Below are 22,957 nucleotides of genomic sequence, written 5' to 3' on the forward strand. Positions count from 1 at the left end.
GGCGGCGCGCCACTGAGCATCATCAAGGAGTACATCGAGAACCAGAAGCGACCCGACTGACCATCCAGCTTTCCGAAGCGATGCTGCGGCGCTCCTCGCCGCAGCACGAAGGATGCGATTCCTCCCGGCCGTAAACGGCCGGGGTTCCTCGCAAGATCACGCTGAACTACCTGTGTCAATGGCCCCGTTGGTTTCTCACCCGACGTGCCGGGCATCCAGTCCTCCGGGGGAGCACTCGCCGGGGACCGCCGCAAGGTCGCCCGCTACCCGAGGATGACTCGCCATTCACCCGCTCATGCCGGCAGGTGCGCGGCGCTCGACGACGTGACCGGGGTTTCGTCGGGATGGTGGAACGAGTTCCGGAAATCGGGCTTGTCAGTGCGGGACCCTAGCGTGCTCGGTATGACGCAAGCCGTACAGACGTACGCCTACCTCCGCCCCTCCGCCGTGCGTGAGAGCAGCGCCGGGCCCAGCCTCGCCCTGGAGACCTCGGGTGGTGCGACCCCGACCGGAGCAGCCGCCAACCCGCGTTTCTTCAGCGGCTTCCTGACTGCCCCGGCACCAGCCGCAGCTGCCCTGCTCGCGGTCGCCGACGTGGCCGCCACCCGGTACTACCAGCCCCTGCGGCCCGCCTCGCTCGACCCGGTGGTCACGGCCAACGGCGACCGGCTGCGTTTCGAGTCCTTCTCCGGCTGCTGCGGCGTCTACGCCCGCCTCGACGTGCTCGCCGACGGGCTGGACGGCGACGACATCGGCCACGGCACCACCAACGTGGACGTCAACCACCCGCTTCGTGAGGCGCTCACCCTGATCGGCGCCGCCGACCCGCTGCATCTGTCCGTCGGCCCGGACGCGCTGGAGGTCGCCACCCTCGACGGTCCTTTGGTCGAGAAGAAGGTCCCGCTGCCGGACCGCTGGCTGCGCGGCTTCGCCGAAACCCAGGTGCTGGCGGCAGGATTCGACCTGCGCGCCGAGGTGCCGGCCGCCGAGGCCGTCCGTTTCCTGCGCTCGCTGCCGCGTGGCACCGCCCGCTCTGGTGCCCGAACCACGCAGTGGGTGGTCGCCGCAGGCCGTACGCTGCGCCCGACCAGCCGGCCCGTCCCCGGCGCGGTCTGCCTGCCCGGCCCCGAGCGGCTGGCCTCCCTGCAACGGGTGCTGCGGCACGCACTGGCCCTGCGCGTGTACGGGCCGCCCGCCGGCCCGTCGCCCGCGGCGGGCGCCTGGGAGGTGGTGCTGCCGGGCATGCGGCTGACGCTCACGCTGTCGCCGGACGCCTCGCGCGGCTTCTCCGGCGAGGGCGGCGTGCTCGGCGCGCTCGTCACCGAGGACGCGGCCGCCGACGCTGAGCTGGTCTCGGTGCTGCTGGCCTGGGAGCCCCGGATCGACCTGGCCGAACTCGCCGAGCAGGCGGGCCTGTCGATCGCCCGGGTCCGCGCCGCGCTGACCCGGCTCGGGACGGCCGGTCAGATCGGCTACGACACGGCCGAGGCCGCGTACTTCCACCGCCAGCTCCCCTACGACTCCGGCCGCGCCGAGACGCAGAACCCGCGCCTGCGGGCCGCCCGCGCGCTGGTCGCGGCGGGCGCGGTGCGGCTCGAGCCGGGCGGCGCGCTGGTGACGGTGGACGACCACGTGCAGCGGGTGCGGGCGGGGGCGGACGGGCGGCTGAGCTGCACCTGCCTGTGGTGGGCCAAGTACCGGGGCGGGCGCGGCCCGTGCAAGCATGCGCTCGCGGTGAGCCTGGTCGAGGGCGCGGCGGTCGAGGGCGCGACGGTCGAGGGGAAGCGATGAAGCTGATCGAACTGGTACGGGCGGGGGACGCCGACGGCGTGGCCGCCGAGCTGGCCGAGCTGACCCCGGCCCAGCGCCGCGCCTGCCTGCCGGAGCTGAAGGCGTTCCGCAAGGAGATCCGCGAGGACTGGTGGCGGAAGCCCGACATCACGCAGGCCCTGCTGATCGCGGGGGCCGGCTGCCACACCGCCGCCGCGGCGGCGGCCGGCTGGCTGGGCGGCGCGGAGTTCAGCCGTGGCAGCGGTTGGCGCCATCCCGCGCTGCTGACGGTCTTCGAGAGCCAGCCGCCGGAGTGGCGGACGGCCGTGGTCGCCAGGCTGGCCGAACGCCGGCAGGAGGCTTGGTGGTCCGACGAGTACCAGTTCCTGGAGCACCTGGTGCTGACCACCGGCTGCCCGGTGCCGACCTCGGAGGGCTTCGTCGCGCACTGGCTCACCGACCGGGGCTGGCAGCGCGACCGAGCCCCGCACCTGACCGGCGGCGTAGTCGGCCCCACCCTGTGGCAGCGGCTGTCGGCCGACCCGTTCGTCCCGCTGCTGGTCCCCCGCCTGTTCGAGATCGACGAGATCGGCGCCGAGCTCGACCGCCCGTGGCACGAGCAGCAGGACGGCGGCGGCTGGGCGCAGTGTCTGGCGCGCCTCGCCGAACAGGGCGTACTGGACCGGGACGAGATGATCGACCGCTGCCTGGCCCGTCTGCTGCGCGGTGGCCGGGCGAGCGATCAGCGCGGCTTCCTGACACTTCTCCAGGCCTTCGCGCCGACGGCCCAGGAGAACGCGGCGCGGGTCAGGAGCTACCTCGCGCTGCTCGACGCGCTGTCCACCGTCGCGGTGCACGCCCAGCAGGTGCTGGCCCACCTCGACGAGGCGGGCCTGCTGGCGCCCGGCCTGCTCGGCGAGGCTTCGGCGACGGTCCTCTTCCGCACCGAGAAGAAGCTCGTCCGTACCCAGCTCAGCTGGCTGGACAAGGCGGCGCGACGGGATCCGGCGCGGTCCGGCGAGGTGGTACTCGCGGCGGCGGACGCCTTCGGCCACCCCGATCCCGATGTGCAGGACCGCGCACTGAAGGTGATCGCGCGTCACCTCGAGACGGCGGGCGAGGAGGTGCTCCCGCAGCTACGGGCGGCCTCCGACGTGCTCAACCCGGCCCACACCGCACGGGCCGGGGAACTCTTCGGCGTCGAACTCCAGGCGCTCGCCGAGGTGTACGAGGAGCTGCTGCCGCCCGTGCCGCAGCCCGTGCCGATGCCCGATCCGCTGGGCAGCCCGGCGGAGGTGGCCGAGGAGATCGGCGCGATCCTCGCGGGCGACGCGGACGTGACCGCCTTCGAACGCGCCCTCGACGGCCTGGTGCGGCACGCGTACCGGGACCGCCCGGCGCTCGTCAAGGCGTTGGAGCCGGTGCTGCGGGTCCACCTGTGGAGCGGCACACGCTGGGCGGACTGTTCGCCGCCCGACATCCTGCACGTCGCCATGGTGGCTGCCCGCCGGACGACCCCCGAACTCCTGCGCAGCATCCACCGCGCCACGGACTTCGGCGACCTGCTCGCGAGCCGCCTGGAGGAGGCGGCCCGACGGCTCCGGCCCGGCCGGACGCCGTTCCTGCTCGCCACGCCGACCTCCGCCAGCGGCTCGCTGGACGCGGCGGCGCTGGTCGAGCGGCTCGCCGCCTATGAGGCGGCCGACGTGGAGGCGGGGCCGGCCGACCTCTCGCAGGCCCTGCTCCGCGTCGTGCCGACCGACGACGCCGAGGTACTGGCGGCGGCGGAGCGCCTCACCTCGGACGCCGGGCAGCGCGTGGCGCGCTGGCTCAGGTCGGGCGGGCTGCCCGCGCAGCCGTCAACCCGGGTGCGTTTCGTACCGGGTGAAGACCGCGGGTTGGACCGGTGGGAGGCGTACACCGTGCAGGACGCCGTGCTGACCGTGGTCGAGCAGCCCGGCGTGGAGCTGGACGAACCGCTGGCGGCCGACGCCGCGAAGCTGCTCGGGCCGCTGGTCCCCTCGGGCAGGCGGACGGTCCGGTACTGGCGCTCCTCGCCGTCCCGGCACTGGCTCGCGGCACTGCCCAACCACCGTGAGGAGCTGGCTGCCCGGCTGCTCGACGCCTTCGCCAACGTGGAGGCCAGGGGCGCGGCGGAGCTGCTCCCCTACCTCGCCGAGGCCGACGGTCCGGCCGGTCCGGCCGTCCACCTGGCGGTCGCCTACGGGCTGGGGGCCCGGCTGCCCGAGGACCGCGCCGCCGCCGTGGACGCCCTGCTGGTGCTCGCGGTCCGGGGCGACCTGGACGGCGCCCTGCTCGGGCGGGAGTTGGCGGAGCTGGTGCTGATCGGCGCGGTGAAGACCAACCGCCTCACCGATTCCGCGCGCGCTGCCGCCGGGACGGGCGCGTACGGCACGGTCTGGTCGGTGCTGGCGGGGGCGTTGCCCCAGTTGCTCACGGCCAAGCCCGTGCGGGGTGCGGGCGAGCTGCTCGCGGTGGCCGCCGACTGCGCGCGGCGCAGTGGCGCGCGGGGGTCGATCGCCGAGGTGTCGGCGGCTGCCGGGCGTGGCGGGGCAAGCCGGCTGGTGAAGGAGGCGAGGGCACTGCAGGAGGTGCTGGCGGCGGGCGTGTGAGGCTCCGCCGGCAGGCGACCGGTCGGCCACTGGATGCCGAGGTCGCGGTGGGATCGGGCAGGTCGGCCCGACTCAGGCCGCGCTGGCGGACCTCAGCAAGGAATTGTCGATTCCTGCGGATCAGTTGAGGTTGTTCGCACTGCGAGGGTCGCGGGTCGTTCGACGAGCTTCGCCGCGTTCGAGATGACTAAGCCGAGGGCGACGAGGCGGGGTGCGTTCACTCGGCATCGGACCTGGGCGGACTCGACGAGCTTGAAACCATCGCCAGGGCGGCGGCTCGGGAACCTTGGGAGGTACGGTGTCGCCCTGGCGCGTACGGCTATCCGCGTGCCCCTGCCACGGTGGTGAGTTCGTCGAGCAGCGCGGCGATGGCGGCGTCGGTGAACCGGTAGCCGTCGGCGGTCTCGGCGATGTGGCCCGAGGCGATGCGGGAGTTCCACCACTCTTCGAGGCAGGCGGGGGCGTATCCGCCGGTGCAGAAGCCGTACGGCTCGGATGCGGGGCCGAAGCCGGCGATCATGAGCTCGTAGTTCGGCAGCGTGTAGGACCGCTCGGTCTGCGGAGGTGTCCTGAGGTACCGCTCGAAGGAGTCGACCTGGTTGAAGCTGGTGAACAGCCAGAACAGGTAGTCGTACATCAGCATGGAGCGCGCGTCGGCGTGCAGGACGAAGAACCCCTTGTCGCGCACGACGGCCTCCGCAAGCGCCCGCATTCGCCGGTCCGCGTCGGGCAGAACGTCCGCGACCTCACTGAAGGCACGCAGCAGGACCGGGGAGAAGCTGCCGTCGCCCACCTTGGCGAGCTCGGCGAGCCGGTCCTGCTCCGAGGTGTCGTAGACGGACTCGTCGACCAGGCCCGTGACGAACGCCTCGAAGTTCTCCGCGACCAGGGTGATCGCGAAGTCGTCCTCCTGGGCGACGTGCACCACGGTCGGCTCGCCGTACCTGCCGCACGCGCGGTAGTCGAGGGCGAGCATGTCGTGGCCGGCCGAGGGGGTGTCGGCGAAGTAGACACCGATATCGGGGTACTCCCACATCTCGATCCAGAACCGGCTGCCGAACTCGCCGCCCAGCGACTGCGGCCGGGTCCGCCCGACGCCCCGGATACCGGTGATCTCGATGTAGTCGTCGGCCCAGGACGTCGCCTCCGGCATGGGGAAGCAGGCCCGGGTCGGAGTGCCACCGTTGTGCTCGCTCATCAGCGCGATGTACGAGCCGGGCAGACGGTACCCGCCGAGCTCCTCCTCCAACGACTCGATCAACTCCCGCGAGGGCGGAGCCTCCTCCACGTACTCCTCCAGCGCGTACGCCGAGTCGTCCCAGAACCCGGCGACGTCGAAGCCCTCGAAGTGTCCCACTGCGCCCTCCCGCACCTGCTCGTCCGGCGATTGTACGTTTCGCGCCCAGACGCGAACGCGGTTGAGCTCGTCACGAATGACTGACTGATCGCTCCATGGGAGCGCCCGCTGGGCGACGGCCGGTAGCTGGGCACTCTCCGGAGCGATCGTGACTTCCCGGGACTTCGACGACGCGGAGTTGATCGCCAGTGCGCGTCAGGATCCGGCCGGGCGTGTTCTTGCCGGTACCGGTCCCGCCGCAACAGTTTGGCCGGGTCATGGCCCAGCTCGGCGGGACGCCGATCTGCCCGTTGAGGGTGTCGTTGACCGAGTCGATCGGTTTGCGAACCTTCTTCAGCGTCGGCTCACCGAACCGCGTCTTGCTCGCAACTGAACGAGGATCGCAGCAACTCGGATCCCAGCTCAGCGCGTTCCCGCTCGAACGCCTTCGAGGCGACGAGCAGCGCGGCCAGTGCTTCGCGTTCGTCCGGCTTGGGGTCGGCCAGTGTCCACAGGATCGCCAAGGCCGACTGCTCGGCCGGGCTCAGGTCGAGTTCGAAGGCCTCCACCTCCTGCCCGGACTCTTGTGGATCCTCGCGGACAGCTCCGGCCATGCGAACCACCTCCTGGGCTTTCCCGGAATTCGTCCGTTGCCGGCGGGGCGGCGTGCGAGGACTCCGACGCTCTTTGGGAGGCACTGGCCATGACCTGACGCACTGCCCCGGCCAAGGGACTTCAGCGGTGTCTGGTCTCGTGGCATGCGGTCTGGCTTCGGCGGCGGATCCTTGACGGCTTGCCATCCAGATACGCGCTTCACCATTCACCGACTCGCCTCGGCGACAAGGACGAAGGCCGCCCGGTCGCCGGCCGTGCTGAAGTGCAAAGGCTCCCCCGTCGCCTCCGCCTGCCACCCGCTGCGATACCGGCGCGGAGGATGAGAAGCATTGGACGCGGGTCGTCGAGGTGGATCTCCATGGCGCGCAGCAAGGCACAGTCGAGCGGGGTGAGGCCGACCACGGTGACATCGTCCTGGCGTCCGGACCGGCTCGCCAGGGGCCGACGTTTCGCCTGGTCGAGCCATCGGCGAACCATTGGTGAAGACCACCGGATCTGTCGAACACCCTGTCATTGCCTCCTCAAGTGCGCTGAGCGGCCATGAGCTTGCTTCGCAAGGCCCTGCCGAACCTGCATCGAGCCTGACGGGGGGCACATCCGATCCGGAGCTCAACTATCGTGAATGTCACGTCCGATGAGTAGCGATCAGGTCGCGGTATCAGCCGTACGACGCTTCGGGGTGCGCTTCTGCGTCGCGAAGTCGACGTGGACCAGGCCGAAGCGCTGATGGTAGCCCTCAGGCCGTCGAACACCCTGTCAGCCTACCCAAGCTGTCGACATCAAGACCTACCGAACTCTGTTCTGGCAAGGCGGAGCTGACGCTTCGCCCAGCACACGCGACCTGGGCGAAGCTGAAAACCGACAGCTCGCTACCGACGACTGACCGACCCGATGACTCCGCCGGTGCTGGTAGCGTGATCGGCCGCCTTGCAACGCGCCTGTGCGCCGCCTCATGGCCGGTCAACAACCCAGAGCGAGGGGCCTTGACCGCACCGTAGTCCACGTCCCCCGCCGCGAGCCGTTGCCCAGGACCTCGTCACACCGGCCTGAGGAGCGTGGCGAACTGAGGTAGCGCGAGGAGCAACAGGACGGTTCCTGCCTCGATCCAACGGTATTTGGCCCGGATGATGGCGCTGGTCCCGACCAGGGACGCGAGGAGCGGGCCGACCGGGTCACGTCCGACGTTCTCGAATGCACGGCTCAGTAGGCCGGAGCCGAGGTCCGGCGTGAGGTGCTCGAAGTAACCGGGACCGGCCACGCCATGGTGTCGCCCCTCGCGGTGGCGTGGGGCGATGGCCGACACGAAGCAAACCACGGCAAGCAGCGCGCTGAGGACGGAGGTCCACCACAACAGGTGGGCGTCCCAAGCGAAGAGGGCGGATCCGGTGCCGTCGTTCCTGTTCAGGGGAATGAAGGCGCCGAGAGCTGCTCCGGTGAAGCCCAGGAGGACAGCGGCCTTGGTGTCCGCTCGGGTGAGTTCCACGTGGTTGGCCGCCATGAGACGCTCCATCGCCGCCACGGTCCGCGGGTTCGGTGCAGTCGCAGGGGAACCTGCGTCGCGGCGTCGGCGCAGCGCGCCTTGTGGTGACCGATGACGGGGGTGCGAGGACGGGCTCCGCGGCCGGACGACGGTGCTCCGCGCTGTCCGCCGTGCCGCGCTGCGGGCTGTGGTTGTCAGCGTCACGCTGGCCTCCCGTTCACCACGCCCCCCGCCCAGCCGTTGGCTTGGGAACGGATCTTCCTGAACTCCGCCCCGGAGCCTTGCGGTCCGGGCACTGACCGTCCAAGCGCGACGAGCCGGTCGCGAAGCAGCCGGGAGAGCTCCTGCTGCTCCTGTGCCGTCAGCTTGCCCAGCAGGCCGGCCACCGAGTCCTGCCAGGTGGTCTCGCCGCGGAGCAGGTCGGCATGAGCAGCAGCCCAGTTCAGCACCTGGCTGACCTCGTCGGGGCGTCTGGCGAGCCAGAGCGACGCAAGTGCCACTGGGCCGTCCTGGACCGCACGCTTGCAGAAGTCGTACTCCTCGCGGCTCTTGTCGGTCCAGGCGTAAGGCAGGCCGGCACCGTCGGGCTCCCCCAGCCGCAGCTCGGCAGTGTTCTCCCGCTCGGAGACGTCCGTGACGCGGTAGGTGAGACCGAACTCCGACATCCGGTGGGGTGCGGCCAGGTACTGCATCAGCTCGGACGCACCGAAGCTGTGCCCGGCAGCGGCGTACTGGTCCTTGAGGTGGCGCAGGCGCCGGTCGAAGTCCTTGCGGACCGGGTACCAGCCGCGCACTGTCCGGGTCTGAACTGCCTGTACGGCGTCATGGACCCACCACAGCACATGGATGTCCAAGGCTTCGGTGCCGTACTGGGTCGGGAAGGCGACGGCCCGTGTCTCCAACCGTTCGTCAAGTCGAACGAGGTACGCACTGTCGTATCCGCGCAGTCCGCCCCGGCCGGCCGCCGGGCCGGCCGGGGCCGCTTCAAGATCCTCCGCGGCGGGTGTGCGGCGGCGATTCCCCCGTAGGTGGTGGTACCCGTCCCGATCCCGCAGCACCAGGGCGCGGTCACGTCGCCCGGACCAGCGCTGACGCAGAATCTCGCGCCAAGGAGCGTGTGTAGCAGGCATGTAGACGAGGTCATCACTCTCCGCGGTCATCGTGTCCTCCATGCGAGTAAGTAGGGCTGTAGGACCGCTGAGCGCCTCGACGCCAGGCTTCCAGAGCGTGATGGGCGATGTCCCGTCCGGCGAGTTCGGGATTCTCGTCTCCGTCGATCTCGACGAACAGGCGCAGGACCCCCAGGCGCAGGTCCTGGGCGAGCGCGGTCAGCAGCGTCTCCACGGCGCTGCGCAGCCGTTCGTCCCAGGCAGCCACACGGCACCAGCCGATCAGCGAACGGCAGGTCTCGTCGAAGATGCTGTCGTCGTCGAGGGCACGGCGGACGAGGGCGATGACGATCTCGGTGTGTTCGCCGACGGTCAACAGCTGCTCCTGAAACCAGGAAGGGTCCTCCCGGAGCAGCTTCGGGAAGACCTGGAGCGACAGTTCCACGTCGGGCCCCTGGTGATCCGCCCACTCGGCGATCTTCCGGAAGACGGCCTGCTGGTTTCCCGCAGCGAAGAGTACCCGCAGGGAAAGCTGGACCGCCGCCGCGACTCGCCGCTCGTCGCCGTCCAGTCCGCGGTAGGAGCGCCGCAGCAGGGACAGCGCCAGGTCCGGCCGGGATGCCCCGAAGTCCGTTCCGCAGGCATAGGCGACCGTTGATCGCAGCTGCCAACCACGGTCACTGCTCCAACTGCTGACCCGGTGCTTGATCTCGCTGGCCAGGACCGGGTCCTGAGCCGCGATACCGAGCGCGTATGCAGCGGTGGTGCGGCTGTGCAGGTGCTCGGACCGCGCCAACTCGCGGATGTGTCGCAGTGCCCGGCGGCCACCGCCCCAGCCTGCGGCCATCCCCATGACCCGGCCCACGGGCTCAGCCAACTCGTTCTCCGCGCCGGGGACGTTGTCCATCCACTCCGTCAACAGCCCGGACAACTCACCGTACTGCCGCCATACGTGCCGCAGGACTGTCTCCGCCTGGCGGTGCCGGGTGAATCGCACCGGCTCTACCGTGTACGTAAAACCGGTGTTCGCGCGGATCTCCTGGGGCGCGCACTCCGCACGGATGGTGTGCAGAAGCTCCTGCAGCGACCGGCGGAAGACAAATCGCGGGTTCGGCTGCGGATTCTCCCGGCGTCTGGGCCGGTCCTGGCTGCCGTCCTCGCCGTTCTCCGGCAGGACGGAGTTCAACCGTCCGTCGGCCAGCGCGAGGAGCCGCTCGGCCTCCTCTCTGACGATCCGGTGGTCGAGCCCCTCGAAAACACTGGTGGCGAGAAGGAAAGAGAGTCCGTCGGGATCGTCGCGGAGCGTGCGTAGCAGCTCCGGCACCTCCCCCTCCGCCAGGAAACTGAGGCGCTCGCGAAGGTCTGTGGGGTCGGGTCCGTCGTCACCTGCCATGCTGATAGCGGCGACGAGTTCGGCGACCTGGGCGGGGACGAGTTCGGGCGGCAGCAGCGCGTCCAGCTGCCCCGGTTCCAGGTGGGCCAGCAGCCGCTCACGATGTTCCGGATGGGGCACGGCGGCCTCGAAGCGCGCGTCGAAGACTGCTCGGGGTGGCGGGGGCGCGCAGTGCACCGGGGCGACGTGCAGGTCCCGGGAAAGGCCGCGGATACGCTCCGGATCGTGAGGCAGCACGATCACCATGCGGGCGTCGGCGTCGCTCAGCAGGCGCCGGAGGTTCGCGATGACCGCCGGCCCGAGGGGGTGTTGAGGGAGCAGGCCGTACACGAGATAGCCGCGGGCCTCGGCGTCGGTGGGACGCCAAGCGGACAGGTTCTCGTCACTGTCGAGCGCGCGGAGGCTCATGCTCCCCCCGCTGTGGCGGTAGAGCAGGTTCAGGGCAGCCGTGCGCCGTCCCGTACCAGGCTCCCCGACGAGGAAGAGAATGCGAGTGTCGAGCGTGGTCAGCGCTGGGCGGAACCACTCGGGTTCCGCGAATCCCGCTTGGGCGTCCAGGATCTCCAGCGCGGAGATCGGCCCCTCGTGCGCCTCCACTCGTCGGCCGCCATAGGCGCCCGACGAGTTGGTGTTCTCGACACGCTGGTCGCCGTGTACGGAGCCGGCATTGATGTTGCCGTTGGGGACATAGAAGAGGTTGCGCGGGCTACCGGTCGCGCGAGTGCCGAACAGGCCGGCGAAGTCGTCGTCGATGTCCGCGAGATTGTCGAAGTCGTCGACATCTCGTGTGCCATGGTCGTCGCTGCCCTGACCAGGCGCCTTGCCATCGCGTTCGGCCTGCGGCCCGCGCTCGCCCTCGCCGTTCGCTCCGGCGGCAGCGGGTTCGCCGGCGCTCACCGGCGGCGCTCGTTCTTGTCTCCGCAGACCATGTCGCCCTGGTTTCCCTGGACCGTGCCGGCCTTGTTGCCCCCGACGTAGTCACCGCCGAAGGAGTCTCCTCGGACGAGATTGCCGCGGACGAGGTCGCCAGTACCGTTATTGACGCTCTGACCGCCGTGCACGGTGCCGTTGTTGAGGTTCCCCCGGTCAACCCGCTGCGTCACCGGCATCTGCGGCGCCCTACGGGCTTTCCGTTCACCGGACGCCCGCTGGTCCGCTTCGGCAGACTCACGTCCTGACTCCTGATCGTCGACAACGCGGTCGCCCAGGATGCGGCGGTCGTAGAGGTTGCCCGAGGGCGCGGGCACGTACAGCCAGGCCCTTTGATCGAACCGCTTGCCCTCGACGGTGGCTGGCACCTCGATGAAATGGTCGGGGTGCCGACCGGTGTAGCCGCCGGCCACAGCATCCTGGTAGCAGCGGTCGGAGAGAATGGCCGCAACCTGGGTGACGTTCGCATTGGACGCGGCCAGCATGGCCTTGACGGGACGGGAGTCGAGCAAGCGGTGGGTGTCGTTGCGCGGCGTGCCGTTGCCGTCAAACTCCCCACCCGAGTCGGGCAGCGGCCCGATGTGGAGGCTGACCCGCAGACGAATGCTCACGGTACCCATGGAATGCACGTTGAACTCGCTGAGCACCTCCTGCAGCGTGTGAAGCCACGGGTGGATCAGGAACGGCATCCACGTCGGCTCGAAGCCGAAGACATACCCATCACCCGTGGAGGCGGGAAACCTTCGGTCGCGCCAGACGGCAGCGAGGTCGGCCCGCTCGAAGGACTGTTGGAGCAGCTGCGGAATCGCCTGGGTGATCAGGCCGTGTTCGATGGCGGGGTAGCCGGTGAAGTCCTTGGCATCGACAGCCACGATCCCCCGGTAGGGCGGGAGACCCTGGCTCCGACTGTGGGGCAGGGCACTGACTTCGGGCAGGGACGGACCGGACTGGGGCATCAGGGCTCCTCGGGTGTTCTCCGTGCGGGACGTTGTGGTCCAAGCTTCGCGAGGATGTGTGTCCCGGTCTGCTCGCTCAGTGCAGAAAGCTGGTGACGGGCGTCACACGAGCCGAGAGGCCGTCAGTCGCGCAGCATCGAGGCCGCGTGCCGCAGGGCGGACAGGTCGCCGATGACGATGCGCTTTCGTCCGCTCTGGACTCGCAGGGCTCCGAGCTCGGCGAGGCCAGCGGTGACCGTATTGCGGGACACCCCGAGATACTGGGCCAGTTCCTCGCGGGTAAGAGCCAGTTCGATGTGCTCATGCCGCGGACTGGGCGATTCCGCGGAGACCTCGGCCAGGTTGACCAGAGCGGCCGACAGACGGGCCACGACGTCCCGGCCGCCCCGCGCCAGGTCAGACTCCCTGAGCCTGCCGAGGGCGTAGCGAACCATCACGGGGAATAGGTGGTGGTCCGTGACGAACCGCAGGAACGCCGCCCCGCTCAGGACCGCGACCGAGCAATCCGATATCGCCTGGACACTCGCCGACCGCACCCCACCGTCTAGTACTGCCACCTCTCCCAGCAGTTCGCCGGGGCCGCGGAACGCCAGCAGTGTGAGGTCACCGCTCCGTTCCTGCCGGATCACCTTGGCCACCCCTGCGCGCAGCGCGAGCACATGGGTGCCAGGCTCCCCTTGCCTCAGAAGGGTGCTGCCAATGGGATGCCGCCGCTCGTATGCCGCCGCCAGCATGCCGTCCCAGAGCACATCACCAGTGAGGTGACGCAGCGTCTGACCAAACGGGGCCAAAGTTCCTCCGGTGTGGTCGCTCATGCAACGACCTTAGAAGTTACCGAGCTTGCGCGCAGACGGACCGCACGATCCAGTCAACAGCCCGGCGTGACGAGCACGGCCAGGGGACGGCGGCAGCCCTCGCAGGCAAGGTGGATTTTGCTTGTCAGTCCTCCGCGCGAGCGCCCGAGGCCCTCGTCGGGGCGGTGCTGCATCGGGACACCCTCATCGGTGGAGCGCCGGTGCGTCCTTGCGGGCGTCGGCCCCGTGCTGGTAGGCCCAGCAAGATGTCGAGTCGATGCCCGCCAGGCTCCAGTCGAGACGACCCTCGGCGTCGGCCGCGGCCTGTAGGGCCGTCAGGATCCGGTCCCACGTGCCGTCGGCGCACCGGAGAGGCGGTGCCGACCGTGCACCGTGGTCCACGGCCCAAAAACGGGTCGGCAGATCCCGCCACGCGACCCCAACGCCTACCTGGCCTGCCGCGCCTGGTGGGTGGCGATCAGGTCGCGATACCAGGCGTACGACGCCTTCGGGGTGCGACGCTGAGTCTCGAAGTCGACGTGCACCAGGCCGAACCTCTGACTGAACCCCTCAGCCCGCCGAACACCCCGTCATTCTACCCGGGAGCCGATTCCCCAACGTCAATCACCGTACCTGTTAAAACAGTTGGGGTAGACAGAGGTCATCGCACGTCGGTCCCGAGGTGGCCTCGGGCTCTGACTCCGGTCGGGGTCCGGTATCTCCCGCGCATCCCTCCACCGGACCTGGGGGCCTCTCAAGGACGAGTTCGAGAAGCGGCGGGTAGCAGCCCGAGCGGCAGGCCAGCAGCCCGACCCGCGCCAGGCCCGCATCGCCCGCCTGCGAGATCTCAATCAGCGACTCACCGGCAAACTCGCCCGTACCCACACGCTGGGCACTCGTGATCCTGGACGGCAAGTTGTTCGGCTGCAACCACCCTACCTAGACCACCACGAGCATGACGGGGCGTATGCGGGCCGGCCGGGGGGTGTGCTGGGTCCCGTGGTCAGCGGGTGATCGAGATCGCGAAGGGTGTGAATCCGCTGGAGCGGATCACGTGGGGTACGAACAGGATCGCGGCCTCGGTTGCGCGGGCGGTCCGGATCCCGCCGAGGTCGGTGATCCATTCGTTGTGCCAGCCGAGGTCGGTGAGGAGTTCGCGCACGGTCTGCTTGGCCCTTGGGTCCTCGCCGGAGAGGAACACGGTGGGCGTCTGGGTGAGTGTGGCCGGGGCGGTCATCACCGGGAAGAGCATGGTGTTGAGGGTCTTGACGACGCGCGTTTCGGGGAGTGCGTCCTGGAGTTGCTCGGCAAGACTCGAGCCGGGGTAGAGCAGGTCGGCGGGCAGGCCGTCCGGTCCGTCGGTGGTGGCGTTGGAGACGTCGACGAGGACGGTACCGCGCAGTTCGTCGCGCAGGGCGACGAGCCGTTCCAGGGAGCCGGCACCCGGGGTGGCGTTGATGACGATCCGGGCGCGTCGGGCGGCGTCGGCGGCGGCGCCTGGTGTGCGGTCCGCGACGGTCACCTCGTGCCCTGCGCGAGTGAGGGCCGCGGCCAGGTTGCCGCCGACGCGGCCGTTTCCGAGTACTGCGATCGTGGTCATGAGGGTGTGGTCCCTTGTCGTGTGTGCGGGTGGGGTGGTGTTCGGTCAGCGTGAGAGGGTGGCGACGGCCTGGGCGTGGACGCCGGGCGCGGCGGCCAGGAAGCTTCCGCTCTGGGGGGTCCAGGGGCGGCCCTGGGCGTCGGAGATCCGTCCGCCGGCTTCGGTGACGAGGAGTGCGCCGGGGAGCAGGTCCGCGCGGGCGCCGGCGAACTGCCAGAAGGCGTCGAGCCGGCCGGCGGCCACGTTCAGCAGGTGCAGGGTCGCGGGCACGGCGACGCGGACGACGAGTGCGTCGAAGAGCATCGCGGTGATCGAGGAGCCGACGCGTCGTACGACGTTCTCGTCCTCGTCCGGCCGGGCCTGGCTGGTGGCCACGACGCTCAGGCCGAGGTCCGCGGTCTGGGAGACGTGCAGGCGCCGGCCGTCGAGGTGGGCGCCCGCGCCGGTGAGCGCGGTGTAGGTCTCGCCGGTCAACGGCAGGTGGACGACGGTGAGCACCGGCTGGTTGTCGCGCACGAGGGTGGCGGTCACTGCCCACTCCGGCAGGGCGTGCAGGTGGTTGACGTTGCCCTCGGCCGGGTCCACGACCCACCACTCGCCGGACGGCAGCGCCCCGCCGTCCAGCTCGTCCTCGACCCAGCCGGCGTCCGGGCGCAGGCTCGTGAGGCGGGGGCGCAGGATGCCGAGGGCCGTGTCGTCGTTGGCGGCGAGCGCGCGCATCAGCTCTTCGCGGTTCCGGTAGGGGACCACCTCGCCGAAGCGCTCGCGCAGCGCCGAACCGGCCTCGCGCACGGCGTTCGCGGTCTGCGTGAGCAGGTCGGCGTCGGAGACGGTGACGTCGGTGGTCCGAAGCGTTGCGGACATGGTGGAACTCCCGTCTGGGCAAGGGGTGATGAAGAGGATTTCGGGCCAGGCCGTGCGGTCCGTCCTGCGCCGTGGTGACGACGCTATCCACCCCCTCCGTTAGCATCAAGTGCATGTCAAGCACGACTGGGATTACTCCCATGCAATTGGATTTGAATCTGCTCACCGCGCTCGACGCACTGCTGGAGGAAGGCAGCGTGGCCGGGGCGGCCGCGCGCCTGCACGTCACCGCCCCCGCGATGAGCCGGAGTCTGGGCCGGATCCGGCGCACGACCGGGGACCAGATCCTGGTGCGCACCGGCCGCACCATGACCCCGACGCCCTATGCGATCGCCGTCCGGGAACAGGTGCACGAGCTGCTGCACCAGGTCCGGGGCGTGCTGGCACCGAGCCGTGAACTCGATCCGGCCACGCTGGAACGCACCTTCACGCTCCGCTGGCACGATTCCCTGGTCGCCCTCAGCGGCCCCGCGCTGCTCGCGGCCGTACGCGGACAGGCGCCGGGCGTGCGACTGCGCTTCGTCGCGGAATCGAGCACCGACACCCCCGAACTGCGACGCGGCGAGGTCGATCTGGAGGCGAACTCCAACCGCCCGAGCGCACCCGACATCCGCGCCGAGCACGTGGGCGAGACCCGCCTCGTCGCCGTCGTGAGGCAGGGACACCCCCTCACCCGCGCCCAAACCGTCACTGCTCAGCAGTACGCCGCCGCCGAACACGTCACCGTCTCGCGACGCGGAAACCTCAGCAACGCCCTCGACGACGCCCTCACTCGGCTCGGCCTCACCCGCCGCGTGGTGGCGGCCGCCCCCACGGAAGCAGCCGCGCTGGAGTTCGCGCGCGACACCGACCTCCTGATCACCGTCCCCGAAATCACCACACGCACCGCGGCCGCCGACCTCGGCCTGGCCGTACTCCCCCTGCCGCTCGAACTCCCCTCGGCACCGATATACCTGTCATGGCACCAGCGCTACGACACCGACCACACCCACGCCTGGCTGCGCGCACTGGCGCGAACCGCGCTAGCCGCGTGCGGAGCGTCGTAGCCGACGCCGTACGGCCGCTTCACCGGGACACGTCCACACTCCAGGGTCACCTCACAGCACGACCGGGTCGCTCCCTGATCGCGCAGCTCGCCACCCGCTGGGGCAGCGCTGCGGCCTCTCCGGCACGACCGTCCGGGCGGGGCCGGCCCTCCCGTTCTGAGCGCACGGCACCAACTTCTCGGCCGGCCCTCGGCCCGCTCGGGTTCGAGTCAGATCCGAGGGGACGGACCCGGGTGGGCGGCCTCGACGCCGCCCAGGATGAGGTCGATGCCCGCCAGGAACTGCTCCCGGTCGTCGTGCTCGGGCAACTGCGCCGCCACCCGGTGCACGAACGGGTACCGAGCGGGATCGAGCTGGGCCCACTGCTGGGCGATCTCGCCCAGGAAGGCCGTCCGATCGGTCCTGTGCGCGTGCAGGCGGGCGTTGGCGGCGTTCTGTCCGGCGACGCCGAGGACATGGATCACGAGCGTGGACGTGGCGTCGAACTGCGCCCCCTCGGGCACACCGAGTGCCTCCAGCCGGCTGCCGAAACCCTCGAAGATCTGCGGAATCGCGGCCAGCCACGGCGCGCGGGAGAGCTGGGTGCCGACCCAGGGATGTGCGTCGATCGCGTCGAAGAGCCCGAGCGCGAGGGCCCGGATCGCCTCCCGCGGACGCGCGCCGCCGGCCAGGTCCGCCATGACCCGGGCGATCACGTCGTTGGTGGCCGCCGCCAGCAGGTCGTCCTTGTTGGCGACGTGCCAGTAGATCGCCCCGCTTCCGGTGGCCAGGTGGGCCGCGAGCGTGCGGAAGGTCAGCGCGCCCTCGCCGTCGGAGTCGAGGATCTCGATCGCGGCCTCCACGATCCGTTCTTTCGACAGCGCGTCCGTGCGCCGTACAGCCCGCTGCTTCTTGATGGCCATGACCACAGTTTGACATGAATGGAGCACTGTTCCAACATGAGAATGGAACAACGTTCCATCACTGCTTCGAAGGGAACAGCATGACGACACCGGTCACGATCATCGGCGCTGGCCTGGGCGGCCTCACCCTCGCGCGTGTCCTGCACGTCCACGGCATCCCCGCCACCGTCCACGAAGCCGACCCCTCCGCCGAGTCCCGCGCCCAGGGCGGCCAGCTCGACATCCACGAGGAGGACGGACAGCGCGCCCTCGCGGACGCCGGCCTCACCGACGAGTTCCGCGCGATCATCCACGAGGGCGGCGACGCCGCCCGGGTGCTCGACCAGCACGGCGCGCTGCTGCTGGACGTCCCCTCCGACGGCACCGCGGTACGCCCCGAGGTGCTCCGCGGCGACCTGCGCCGGATCCTGCTCGACTCCCTGCCCGAGGAGACGGTGCGCTGGGGCAGCAAGGTCACCGACGTCCGGCCGCTCGGCGACGGCCGGCACGAGCTGACCTTCACCGACGGCTCGACCGTGACCAGCACCGTCCTGGTCGGCGCGGACGGCGCCTGGTCCAGGGTCCGGCCGCTGCTCTCCGACGCCCGGCCCGTCTACACCGGCACGACGTTCGTCGAGACCTACCTGCACGACGTCGACGAGCGGCACCCCGCGACGGCCGCACTGGTCGGCCGTGGCGCCATGTACGCACTCGCCCCCGGCAAGGGGATCGTCGCCCACCGTGAGGCGGGTGGCGTCCTCCACACCTATGTCGAGCTGAACCGTTCGGCCGAGTGGATCGCCGCCACGGACTTCACCGACACCGCGGCCGCGAGCGCCCGGATCGCGGCCGAGTTCGACGGCTGGGCGCCGCACCTCACCGCGCTGATCACCGACGGCGAGACCACCCCGGTGGCACGCATGATCCACACCCTCCCGAACGGACACCGCTGGGACCGGGTGCCTGGCGTGACGCTGCTCGGCGACGCCGCGCACCTGATGCCGCCGTCCGGCGACGGCGCCAACCTGGCGATGTTCGACGGTGCCGAACTCGGCAAGGCCATCGCCCAGCACCCCGACGACGTCGAAGCGGCGCTCGCCGACTACGAGAAGGAGCTCTTCCAGCGCAGCGAGGCCTTCTACGCGGACGCCCACGAGATTCTTGACCTCTGCCTCGGCGAGCGCGCACCGCAGAGCTTGGTCGACTTCTTCAGCGGGCACCCGGAGGAAAAGGACGAGGCGGTGGCACAGTCCTGAAGGTGACCGCCGCGTTCGGACGACCGGGGGCGGCGGGGCTCGTCCTCACCAGGTGAACCGGTGGGAGGCGGCGGGGCTCTTCCTCACCAGGTGAACCGGTGGGAGGTCGACCCGGCACACGGGCCGGTGGCACATGCCTTCGCGGACCGGGACCCGCTCGACCGGGCGTGAGGGCCCCTCGACATCCGCACGGTGGTCGAGGGCATCCGCCCGCAGGCCCCCACCACCGACGCCCGGATCAACGGCTTCGTCGAGGAGATGACCCACCACCCCGACATCACGGTCCTGCCGGCGCTGTACGACAACGACCAGCCGGCCACAGCTGCCGCACAGGTGCAGCAGACGCTGGCCGCCCACCCCGGCCTGCGAGGTGTGTTCGCCAGCAACCTCAGCACCAGCCGGGGAAGACGCGGCGGGGCCGTCGTTTGGCACAGCCGGGATCCCCGTCTACCGTCTCACCACGTCAGCCGAGGGCAAGCGCGTCCTGTCCGGGACGGCGCCCGACCTTACGAATGCCCCGCACGATGGGCGGCGATCAGGTCGCGGCACCAGCCGTACGAGGCCTTGGGGGTACGCACTTGCGTCTCGAAGTCGACGTGGACCAGGCCGAAGCGCTGGTGGTAGCCCTCAGCCCGTCGAACGCCCTGTCATCATAGCCAGGGCTTCGCAGATCAATCCGGGACGACGTCCAAGTCGCCGTTCTGGCAGGCGACTTACACTCTCGCAAACAGGATTCCAATCTCTGAGACCGCCCTCGCTGCGCCGTCGTGATCGGTTGGCCGGCTGTGTGAGATATCCCTCTCCCGCCGTCGTGGCGCTGGTGGCCTGGGGAGGTTGACCATGTAGGGATGACCTCCTCGCCCCGCCCGCCGCACGTTGGTGGCCGACCGAATCCGATAGACGGGACTACCGCGCTCGGTGGAGAGTCCGCTCCCGCCCGCGGCTACCTGCTGGACAACGCGCGCGCCGAGGCGGGTGAGCGATTCGTTTGGCTGGCCGAGCTGTTCGACGGTGTGACGCGCGGGCACTTCGATCGACTGGGGGTCAGGGCCGGCTCGCGCTGCTGGGAAGTGGGGGCCGGTGGCCCCAGTATCCCGGAGGCGCTCGCGGCGGCCGTCGGTCCGACCGGGCACGTGCTGGCCACGGACATCGACCCGTCGTGGCTGAAGACAGGCGACGGGTACGAGGTGCGCCAGCACGACGTCGCCGCTGACCCGCCCCCGGAGGCGGGGACGTTCGATCTGGTGCACGCCCGGCTCGTGCTGGTCCATGTACCCGACCGGGCTCGGGCGTTGGCCACGATGACGGCAGCGCTACGGCCCGGCGGCTGGCTGCTGGTCGAGGACGCCGATACCGCTCTGCAGCCACTGGCATGCCTGGACGACAGCGGCCCTGCGCAACGGCAGGCCAACCGGCTGCGTGACGCGGTCCGGGAGCTGCTGACGCGCCGCGGCGCGGACCTGCGCTACGGCCGGACACTGCCGCGGGCATTGCGTGAGGCCGGCTTGGTAGATGTCGCCGCGGGGGGCGCTTTCCCGGTCGGCGGGCTGGCCTGCGACCGGCTGGAGGCGGCGACCATCCGGCACGTGCGCGGCGAGCTGCTCGCGGCCGGCCTGGCCAACGATGACGAGATCGACGCGCACCTGGCCGCCATCCACGCGGGCAAACTCGACCTGACACTCGCGCCGCTGATTTCGGCCTGGGGACGCCGTCCAGCCGAGCACCCGCCGGCACTCGGTTAGGCGCGGATCCAGGCGTTGTCCGACCTGCCCACGGCGCCGTTCGTCGAGGGAGGCCAGGCAGCTCGCGCAGGTGCGCGCAACCGGACGGCCGACCGGAAGGCCGAGCAGGCACTCCAGCGCGGGGATGCTGTCCAGCCGCTCGGTACCAACCGCCTACCTCCTGCGGTGCTCGGTCTCATCGACCCGGTACAGCAGGAGGGCACGGGTGCCCAGGACTGAGAACATGACGCCTTTGTTCTCCGAAGACACCTGCGGCAACGCCGCCTCGCGCACCGAGCGCCACGCCGCGGGATTCGCCGCACTTGCCATGGACCCCACCTGCCCTATCGGCTGGCGCGACGGCCAGGCACCCCTCCGCTCAGGCCTCGTACGAGTCCTCCGGTGAATGTCGTTGACGAGGGCCAGCACCTGGAAGCCAGTTCCTGGGCAGTGTGAAGCCCTTCGCTCATCGGGCGCGGGCATGCCGCGCCCGATGAGGACGGAGTGGTCCGGAGCACGTCGCAGCCGGGATTGCCCGGCCTTGCTGGCCGACCAGCACTGGGCCCTGAGCCCCCCGCTCCGACGCACGACGCTCACCGAGGTCCCCGTCGCGGGCCCGGGTTCGCAAGGCGGCCCGTCCCGCGCAACAGGCCGACGGTTGAACCACTGGTGATGGGCTGTCGACTTGTCGAACACCCTGTCTTTTGCGCAATGTCTGAGGCGCAGTTGCTGTGGCCGCGTCATCCAGATGGCCTTTCAGCCTTTGCCAAGAGGCCGTACATCCCGCAGCAACTGGAGGCCAACTACCTTGAGCGGTAGCTTCGCTGGGTGGCGATCAGGTCGCGGTACCAGACGTAGGACGCCTTCGGGGTGCGACGCTGGGTGGTGAAGTCGACATGGACGAGGCCGAACCTTTGATGGAACCCCTCGGCCCGTCGAACAGGCTGTCATTATAGCGAGATCATGACTGCAAACTATTATCCTCCTTCAAATTGACTATTCGTCAGCGAAGTTGAGGGGTCTCGGCGGACGATGGCGTGATATCGACTGCCTCCCTTGTCTGCGCTCAGCGCCTCCGTAACATGACCGGGTGTCGGAATCGGTCGCATAAGGAGGATCCCCCTGAAGCTGCACTTCAGCACGCTTGGATCGCTCAGGGCCCGGCGCGGCGATCGGGAGCTGCGACTGAACCGGGCTCGGGACCGCGCGGTGCTCGCCGTCCTGCTCGCCCACGCCGGGCAGCCGGTGCCCGTGGCGGAGATCATCGACGGCGTCTGGGGTGAGGAGGGTGACGAGGCGCCGAACCGTGCCAAGGGGCTGCCCGCCACCATGTACCGGCTGCGCAATATCCTGGCCGACAAGGACGGCGCCTCCGAGGACGGCGCCTCCGAGGGCGGCAATGTCCTGCGGCACGTCGGCAAGGCGTATCGGCTGAATGCGGACCCGGCGAACATCGACCGTACGGTGTTCCTCGCCGAGCTCGCCGCCGCCACCGCCGCCCGTCGCAACAGGCAGCCCGAGCGGGCCCACGCCCTGCTCACAGCCGCGCTCGGCCGCTGGTCCGCGGCGGTGGCCCTGGACTGCGTGCCGGGCCCGTTCGCCGAGCACGACCGCCGGATGCTGGCCGGGCGCCGGGGCGAGGCCCGGCTGGCCCGGCTCGAACTCGACGTCGAACTCGGGCTGCCGCTCACGGTGGAACCCGCCCCCGGGCAGGCCACCGTCGTCCCCCACGCGCTCGCGCTCGCCCGGGCCGGCCGCACCGAGCAGGCCCTCGCCCTGCTCGCCGGCTCCGCCCCCGACGGCGAGGCGGCGGCCCTGGCGGCACGCCTCCGCGGCCGGACCACGGACCTGGCGGACTGGACGCCCTGGGCCTCCCGGACCGCCCCCCGGAAGGTTCGCCGGCCGTTCCAACTCCCGCCCGATGTCGCCGACTTCACCGGCCGAGCGACCTTGCTGACGGAGCTCGCCGCCGCCCTGGCCGCGCCGGGACCACGGTGGGTCACCGTCACCGGGCCACCCGGCTACGGCAAGAGCGCGCTCGCCATCCACGCCGCCCACCTGCTCGCCCCCGGCCATCCCGACGGCCAGCTCCACGCCGACCTGGGCGGGAAGGCCCCCGGCGCGGATCCGGCCACCGTCCTGGCCGCCTTCGTGCGGGCCTTCGGCGTCGAGGAGCACGCCGTCCCGCCGGGCCTCGCCGACCTGCGCGCGCTCTACCGTCGGCTGCTCGCCGGACGGCGTGTCCTGGTGTTGCTCGACGGCGCCGTCGATGCCGAGCAGGTCCGCCCGCTGCTGCCGGCCGAGTCCGGAAGCGCGGCCATCGTCACCGCCGGCCGACCACTGCCCGGTGGACACACCGTCACCGTCGGCCGGATGACGCCCGACGAGGGGATCGAGCTGCTGGCCCGCGCCTTGGGTACCAGGCGCCTGGCCCGGGAACCGGGCGCGGCCCGGGCCCTGGCCGCTGCGTGCGACCATCAGCCCCGCGCCCTGCGGCTGGCCGCGAGCCGCTTGGTGGGCCGTCCCGCCTGGCCGGTTTCCGCCCTCCTTTCGCACCCTCGCGAATAGCATCC

The 22,957-nt window shown here is 70.7% G+C and carries 18 protein-coding genes and 4 pseudogenes; 7 read left to right on the top strand and 15 right to left on the bottom strand.

All coding sequences use genetic code 11. The annotated features are described in order from the left end of the window. Positions 1–402 precede the first annotated feature (402 nt). Entirely contained in the window at positions 403–1,791 is a 1,389-nt protein-coding gene (locus ACFC1R_RS26990) for an SWIM zinc finger family protein (protein WP_375942856.1), read from the top strand. After that, entirely contained in the window at positions 1,788–4,403 is a 2,616-nt protein-coding gene (locus tag ACFC1R_RS26995; protein WP_375942858.1) for a DUF6493 family protein, read from the top strand. The genes ACFC1R_RS26990 and ACFC1R_RS26995 overlap by 4 nt, the downstream gene beginning before the upstream one ends. 319 nt (positions 4,404–4,722) lie before the next feature. Here ACFC1R_RS26995 and ACFC1R_RS27000 read toward each other — a convergent pair whose 3' ends face one another. The 12 genes and pseudogenes from ACFC1R_RS27000 to ACFC1R_RS27055 all read right to left on the bottom strand — a co-directional run bounded on the left by ACFC1R_RS27000 (position 4,723) and on the right by ACFC1R_RS27055 (position 15,480). Beyond that, complete coding sequence (locus ACFC1R_RS27000; RefSeq protein WP_375942860.1) at positions 4,723–5,760, bottom strand: SMI1/KNR4 family protein; 1,038 nt, start codon at positions 5,758–5,760, stop codon at positions 4,723–4,725. A 344-nt stretch (positions 5,761–6,104) separates the two neighbouring features. After that, the gene (locus tag ACFC1R_RS27005; protein ID WP_375942862.1) at positions 6,105–6,353 is read right to left on the bottom strand and encodes a hypothetical protein; all 249 of its coding nucleotides are present in this window, start codon (positions 6,351–6,353) and stop codon (positions 6,105–6,107) included. 646 nt (positions 6,354–6,999) lie between these two features. After that, positions 7,000–7,068 (bottom strand): hypothetical protein, encoded by a 69-nt coding sequence (locus ACFC1R_RS27010; RefSeq protein WP_375942953.1) that lies wholly within the window; start codon positions 7,066–7,068, stop codon positions 7,000–7,002. Between the two features lie 322 nt (positions 7,069–7,390). Continuing rightward, a complete protein-coding gene (locus ACFC1R_RS27015; RefSeq protein ID WP_375942864.1) occupies positions 7,391–7,852 on the bottom strand; it encodes a Pycsar system effector family protein in 462 nt (153 codons plus the stop codon). A 182-nt stretch (positions 7,853–8,034) separates the two neighbouring features. Next, a complete protein-coding gene (locus ACFC1R_RS27020) occupies positions 8,035–8,736 on the bottom strand; it encodes a hypothetical protein (RefSeq protein WP_375942865.1) in 702 nt (233 codons plus the stop codon). 241 nt (positions 8,737–8,977) lie between these two features. Continuing rightward, a complete protein-coding gene (locus ACFC1R_RS27025; RefSeq protein WP_375942866.1) occupies positions 8,978–11,233 on the bottom strand; it encodes a hypothetical protein in 2,256 nt (751 codons plus the stop codon). Next, positions 11,230–12,222: a hypothetical protein gene (locus tag ACFC1R_RS27030; protein ID WP_375942868.1), complete on the bottom strand. Its 993-nt coding sequence runs from the start codon at positions 12,220–12,222 to the stop codon at positions 11,230–11,232. Before ACFC1R_RS27030 ends, ACFC1R_RS27025 begins: the two co-directional genes overlap by 4 nt. 122 nt (positions 12,223–12,344) lie before the next feature. Then, positions 12,345–13,037: a Crp/Fnr family transcriptional regulator gene (locus ACFC1R_RS27035; RefSeq protein WP_375942870.1), complete on the bottom strand. Its 693-nt coding sequence runs from the start codon at positions 13,035–13,037 to the stop codon at positions 12,345–12,347. Positions 13,038–13,096: 59 nt separating this feature from the next. Beyond that, positions 13,097–13,457 (bottom strand): annotated as a pseudogene (locus ACFC1R_RS27040) (IS5/IS1182 family transposase); the annotation flags it as partial. A 5-nt stretch (positions 13,458–13,462) separates the two neighbouring features. Continuing rightward, positions 13,463–13,591: pseudogene (locus ACFC1R_RS27045) on the bottom strand (family 1 glycosylhydrolase); the annotation flags it as partial. Between the two features lie 428 nt (positions 13,592–14,019). Further along, positions 14,020–14,616, bottom strand: a complete 597-nt coding sequence (locus tag ACFC1R_RS27050; RefSeq protein WP_375942872.1) for an NADPH-dependent F420 reductase — start codon at positions 14,614–14,616, stop codon at positions 14,020–14,022. A gap of 45 nt (positions 14,617–14,661) precedes the next feature. After that, entirely contained in the window at positions 14,662–15,480 is an 819-nt protein-coding gene (locus tag ACFC1R_RS27055) for an inositol monophosphatase family protein (protein ID WP_375942874.1), read from the bottom strand. 140 nt (positions 15,481–15,620) lie between these two features. Here ACFC1R_RS27055 and ACFC1R_RS27060 point away from each other — a divergent pair, with 140 nt between their 5' ends. Continuing rightward, entirely contained in the window at positions 15,621–16,526 is a 906-nt protein-coding gene (locus ACFC1R_RS27060) for a LysR family transcriptional regulator (RefSeq protein WP_375942876.1), read from the top strand. 209 nt (positions 16,527–16,735) lie between these two features. Here ACFC1R_RS27060 and ACFC1R_RS27065 read toward each other — a convergent pair whose 3' ends face one another. Next, entirely contained in the window at positions 16,736–17,428 is a 693-nt protein-coding gene (locus tag ACFC1R_RS27065; protein ID WP_375942878.1) for a TetR/AcrR family transcriptional regulator, read from the bottom strand. A gap of 80 nt (positions 17,429–17,508) precedes the next feature. Here ACFC1R_RS27065 and ACFC1R_RS27070 point away from each other — a divergent pair, with 80 nt between their 5' ends. Continuing rightward, complete coding sequence (locus ACFC1R_RS27070) at positions 17,509–18,663, top strand: FAD-dependent oxidoreductase (RefSeq protein ID WP_375942880.1); 1,155 nt, start codon at positions 17,509–17,511, stop codon at positions 18,661–18,663. A 506-nt stretch (positions 18,664–19,169) separates the two neighbouring features. On the opposite strand, the pseudogene ACFC1R_RS27075 reads toward ACFC1R_RS27070, so the two are convergent. Next, positions 19,170–19,295 (bottom strand): annotated as a pseudogene (locus ACFC1R_RS27075) (family 1 glycosylhydrolase); the annotation flags it as partial. A 216-nt stretch (positions 19,296–19,511) separates the two neighbouring features. Between ACFC1R_RS27075 and ACFC1R_RS27080 the strand changes: the two are divergent. Further along, a complete protein-coding gene (locus tag ACFC1R_RS27080; protein WP_375942882.1) occupies positions 19,512–20,405 on the top strand; it encodes a methyltransferase domain-containing protein in 894 nt (297 codons plus the stop codon). Positions 20,406–20,420: 15 nt separating this feature from the next. Beyond that, the gene (locus ACFC1R_RS27085; protein ID WP_375942884.1) at positions 20,421–20,624 is read left to right on the top strand and encodes a hypothetical protein; all 204 of its coding nucleotides are present in this window, start codon (positions 20,421–20,423) and stop codon (positions 20,622–20,624) included. A gap of 563 nt (positions 20,625–21,187) precedes the next feature. Here the strand turns inward: ACFC1R_RS27085 and ACFC1R_RS27090 are convergent. Next, positions 21,188–21,316: pseudogene (locus tag ACFC1R_RS27090) on the bottom strand (family 1 glycosylhydrolase); the annotation flags it as partial. A 277-nt stretch (positions 21,317–21,593) separates the two neighbouring features. Between ACFC1R_RS27090 and ACFC1R_RS27095 the strand changes: the two are divergent. Continuing rightward, a complete protein-coding gene (locus ACFC1R_RS27095) occupies positions 21,594–22,952 on the top strand; it encodes a BTAD domain-containing putative transcriptional regulator (RefSeq protein WP_375942886.1) in 1,359 nt (452 codons plus the stop codon). Positions 22,953–22,957: the final 5 nt, after the last annotated feature.

Source organism: Kitasatospora sp. NPDC056138 (assembly GCF_042264695.1).
Taxonomy (GTDB): domain Bacteria; phylum Actinomycetota; class Actinomycetes; order Streptomycetales; family Streptomycetaceae; genus Kitasatospora.

Excerpts from the sequence above, each read along its gene's own strand:
- ACFC1R_RS26990 (WP_375942856.1), top strand. The coding sequence starts at position 403 with ATGACGCAAGCCGTACAGACGTACGCCTACCTCCGCCCCTCCGCCGTG.
- ACFC1R_RS26995 (WP_375942858.1), top strand. The coding sequence starts at position 1,788 with ATGAAGCTGATCGAACTGGTACGGGCGGGGGACGCCGACGGCGTGGCC.
- ACFC1R_RS27005 (WP_375942862.1), bottom strand. The coding sequence starts at position 6,353 with ATGGCCGGAGCTGTCCGCGAGGATCCACAAGAGTCCGGGCAGGAGGTG.
- ACFC1R_RS27015 (WP_375942864.1), bottom strand. The coding sequence starts at position 7,852 with ATGGCGGCCAACCACGTGGAACTCACCCGAGCGGACACCAAGGCCGCT.
- ACFC1R_RS27030 (WP_375942868.1), bottom strand. The coding sequence starts at position 12,222 with ATGCCCCAGTCCGGTCCGTCCCTGCCCGAAGTCAGTGCCCTGCCCCAC.
- ACFC1R_RS27035 (WP_375942870.1), bottom strand. The coding sequence starts at position 13,037 with ATGAGCGACCACACCGGAGGAACTTTGGCCCCGTTTGGTCAGACGCTG.
- ACFC1R_RS27050 (WP_375942872.1), bottom strand. The coding sequence starts at position 14,616 with ATGACCACGATCGCAGTACTCGGAAACGGCCGCGTCGGCGGCAACCTG.
- ACFC1R_RS27055 (WP_375942874.1), bottom strand. The coding sequence starts at position 15,480 with ATGTCCGCAACGCTTCGGACCACCGACGTCACCGTCTCCGACGCCGAC.
- ACFC1R_RS27060 (WP_375942876.1), top strand. The coding sequence starts at position 15,621 with ATGCAATTGGATTTGAATCTGCTCACCGCGCTCGACGCACTGCTGGAG.
- ACFC1R_RS27065 (WP_375942878.1), bottom strand. The coding sequence starts at position 17,428 with ATGGCCATCAAGAAGCAGCGGGCTGTACGGCGCACGGACGCGCTGTCG.
- ACFC1R_RS27070 (WP_375942880.1), top strand. The coding sequence starts at position 17,509 with ATGACGACACCGGTCACGATCATCGGCGCTGGCCTGGGCGGCCTCACC.
- ACFC1R_RS27080 (WP_375942882.1), top strand. The coding sequence starts at position 19,512 with ATGACCTCCTCGCCCCGCCCGCCGCACGTTGGTGGCCGACCGAATCCG.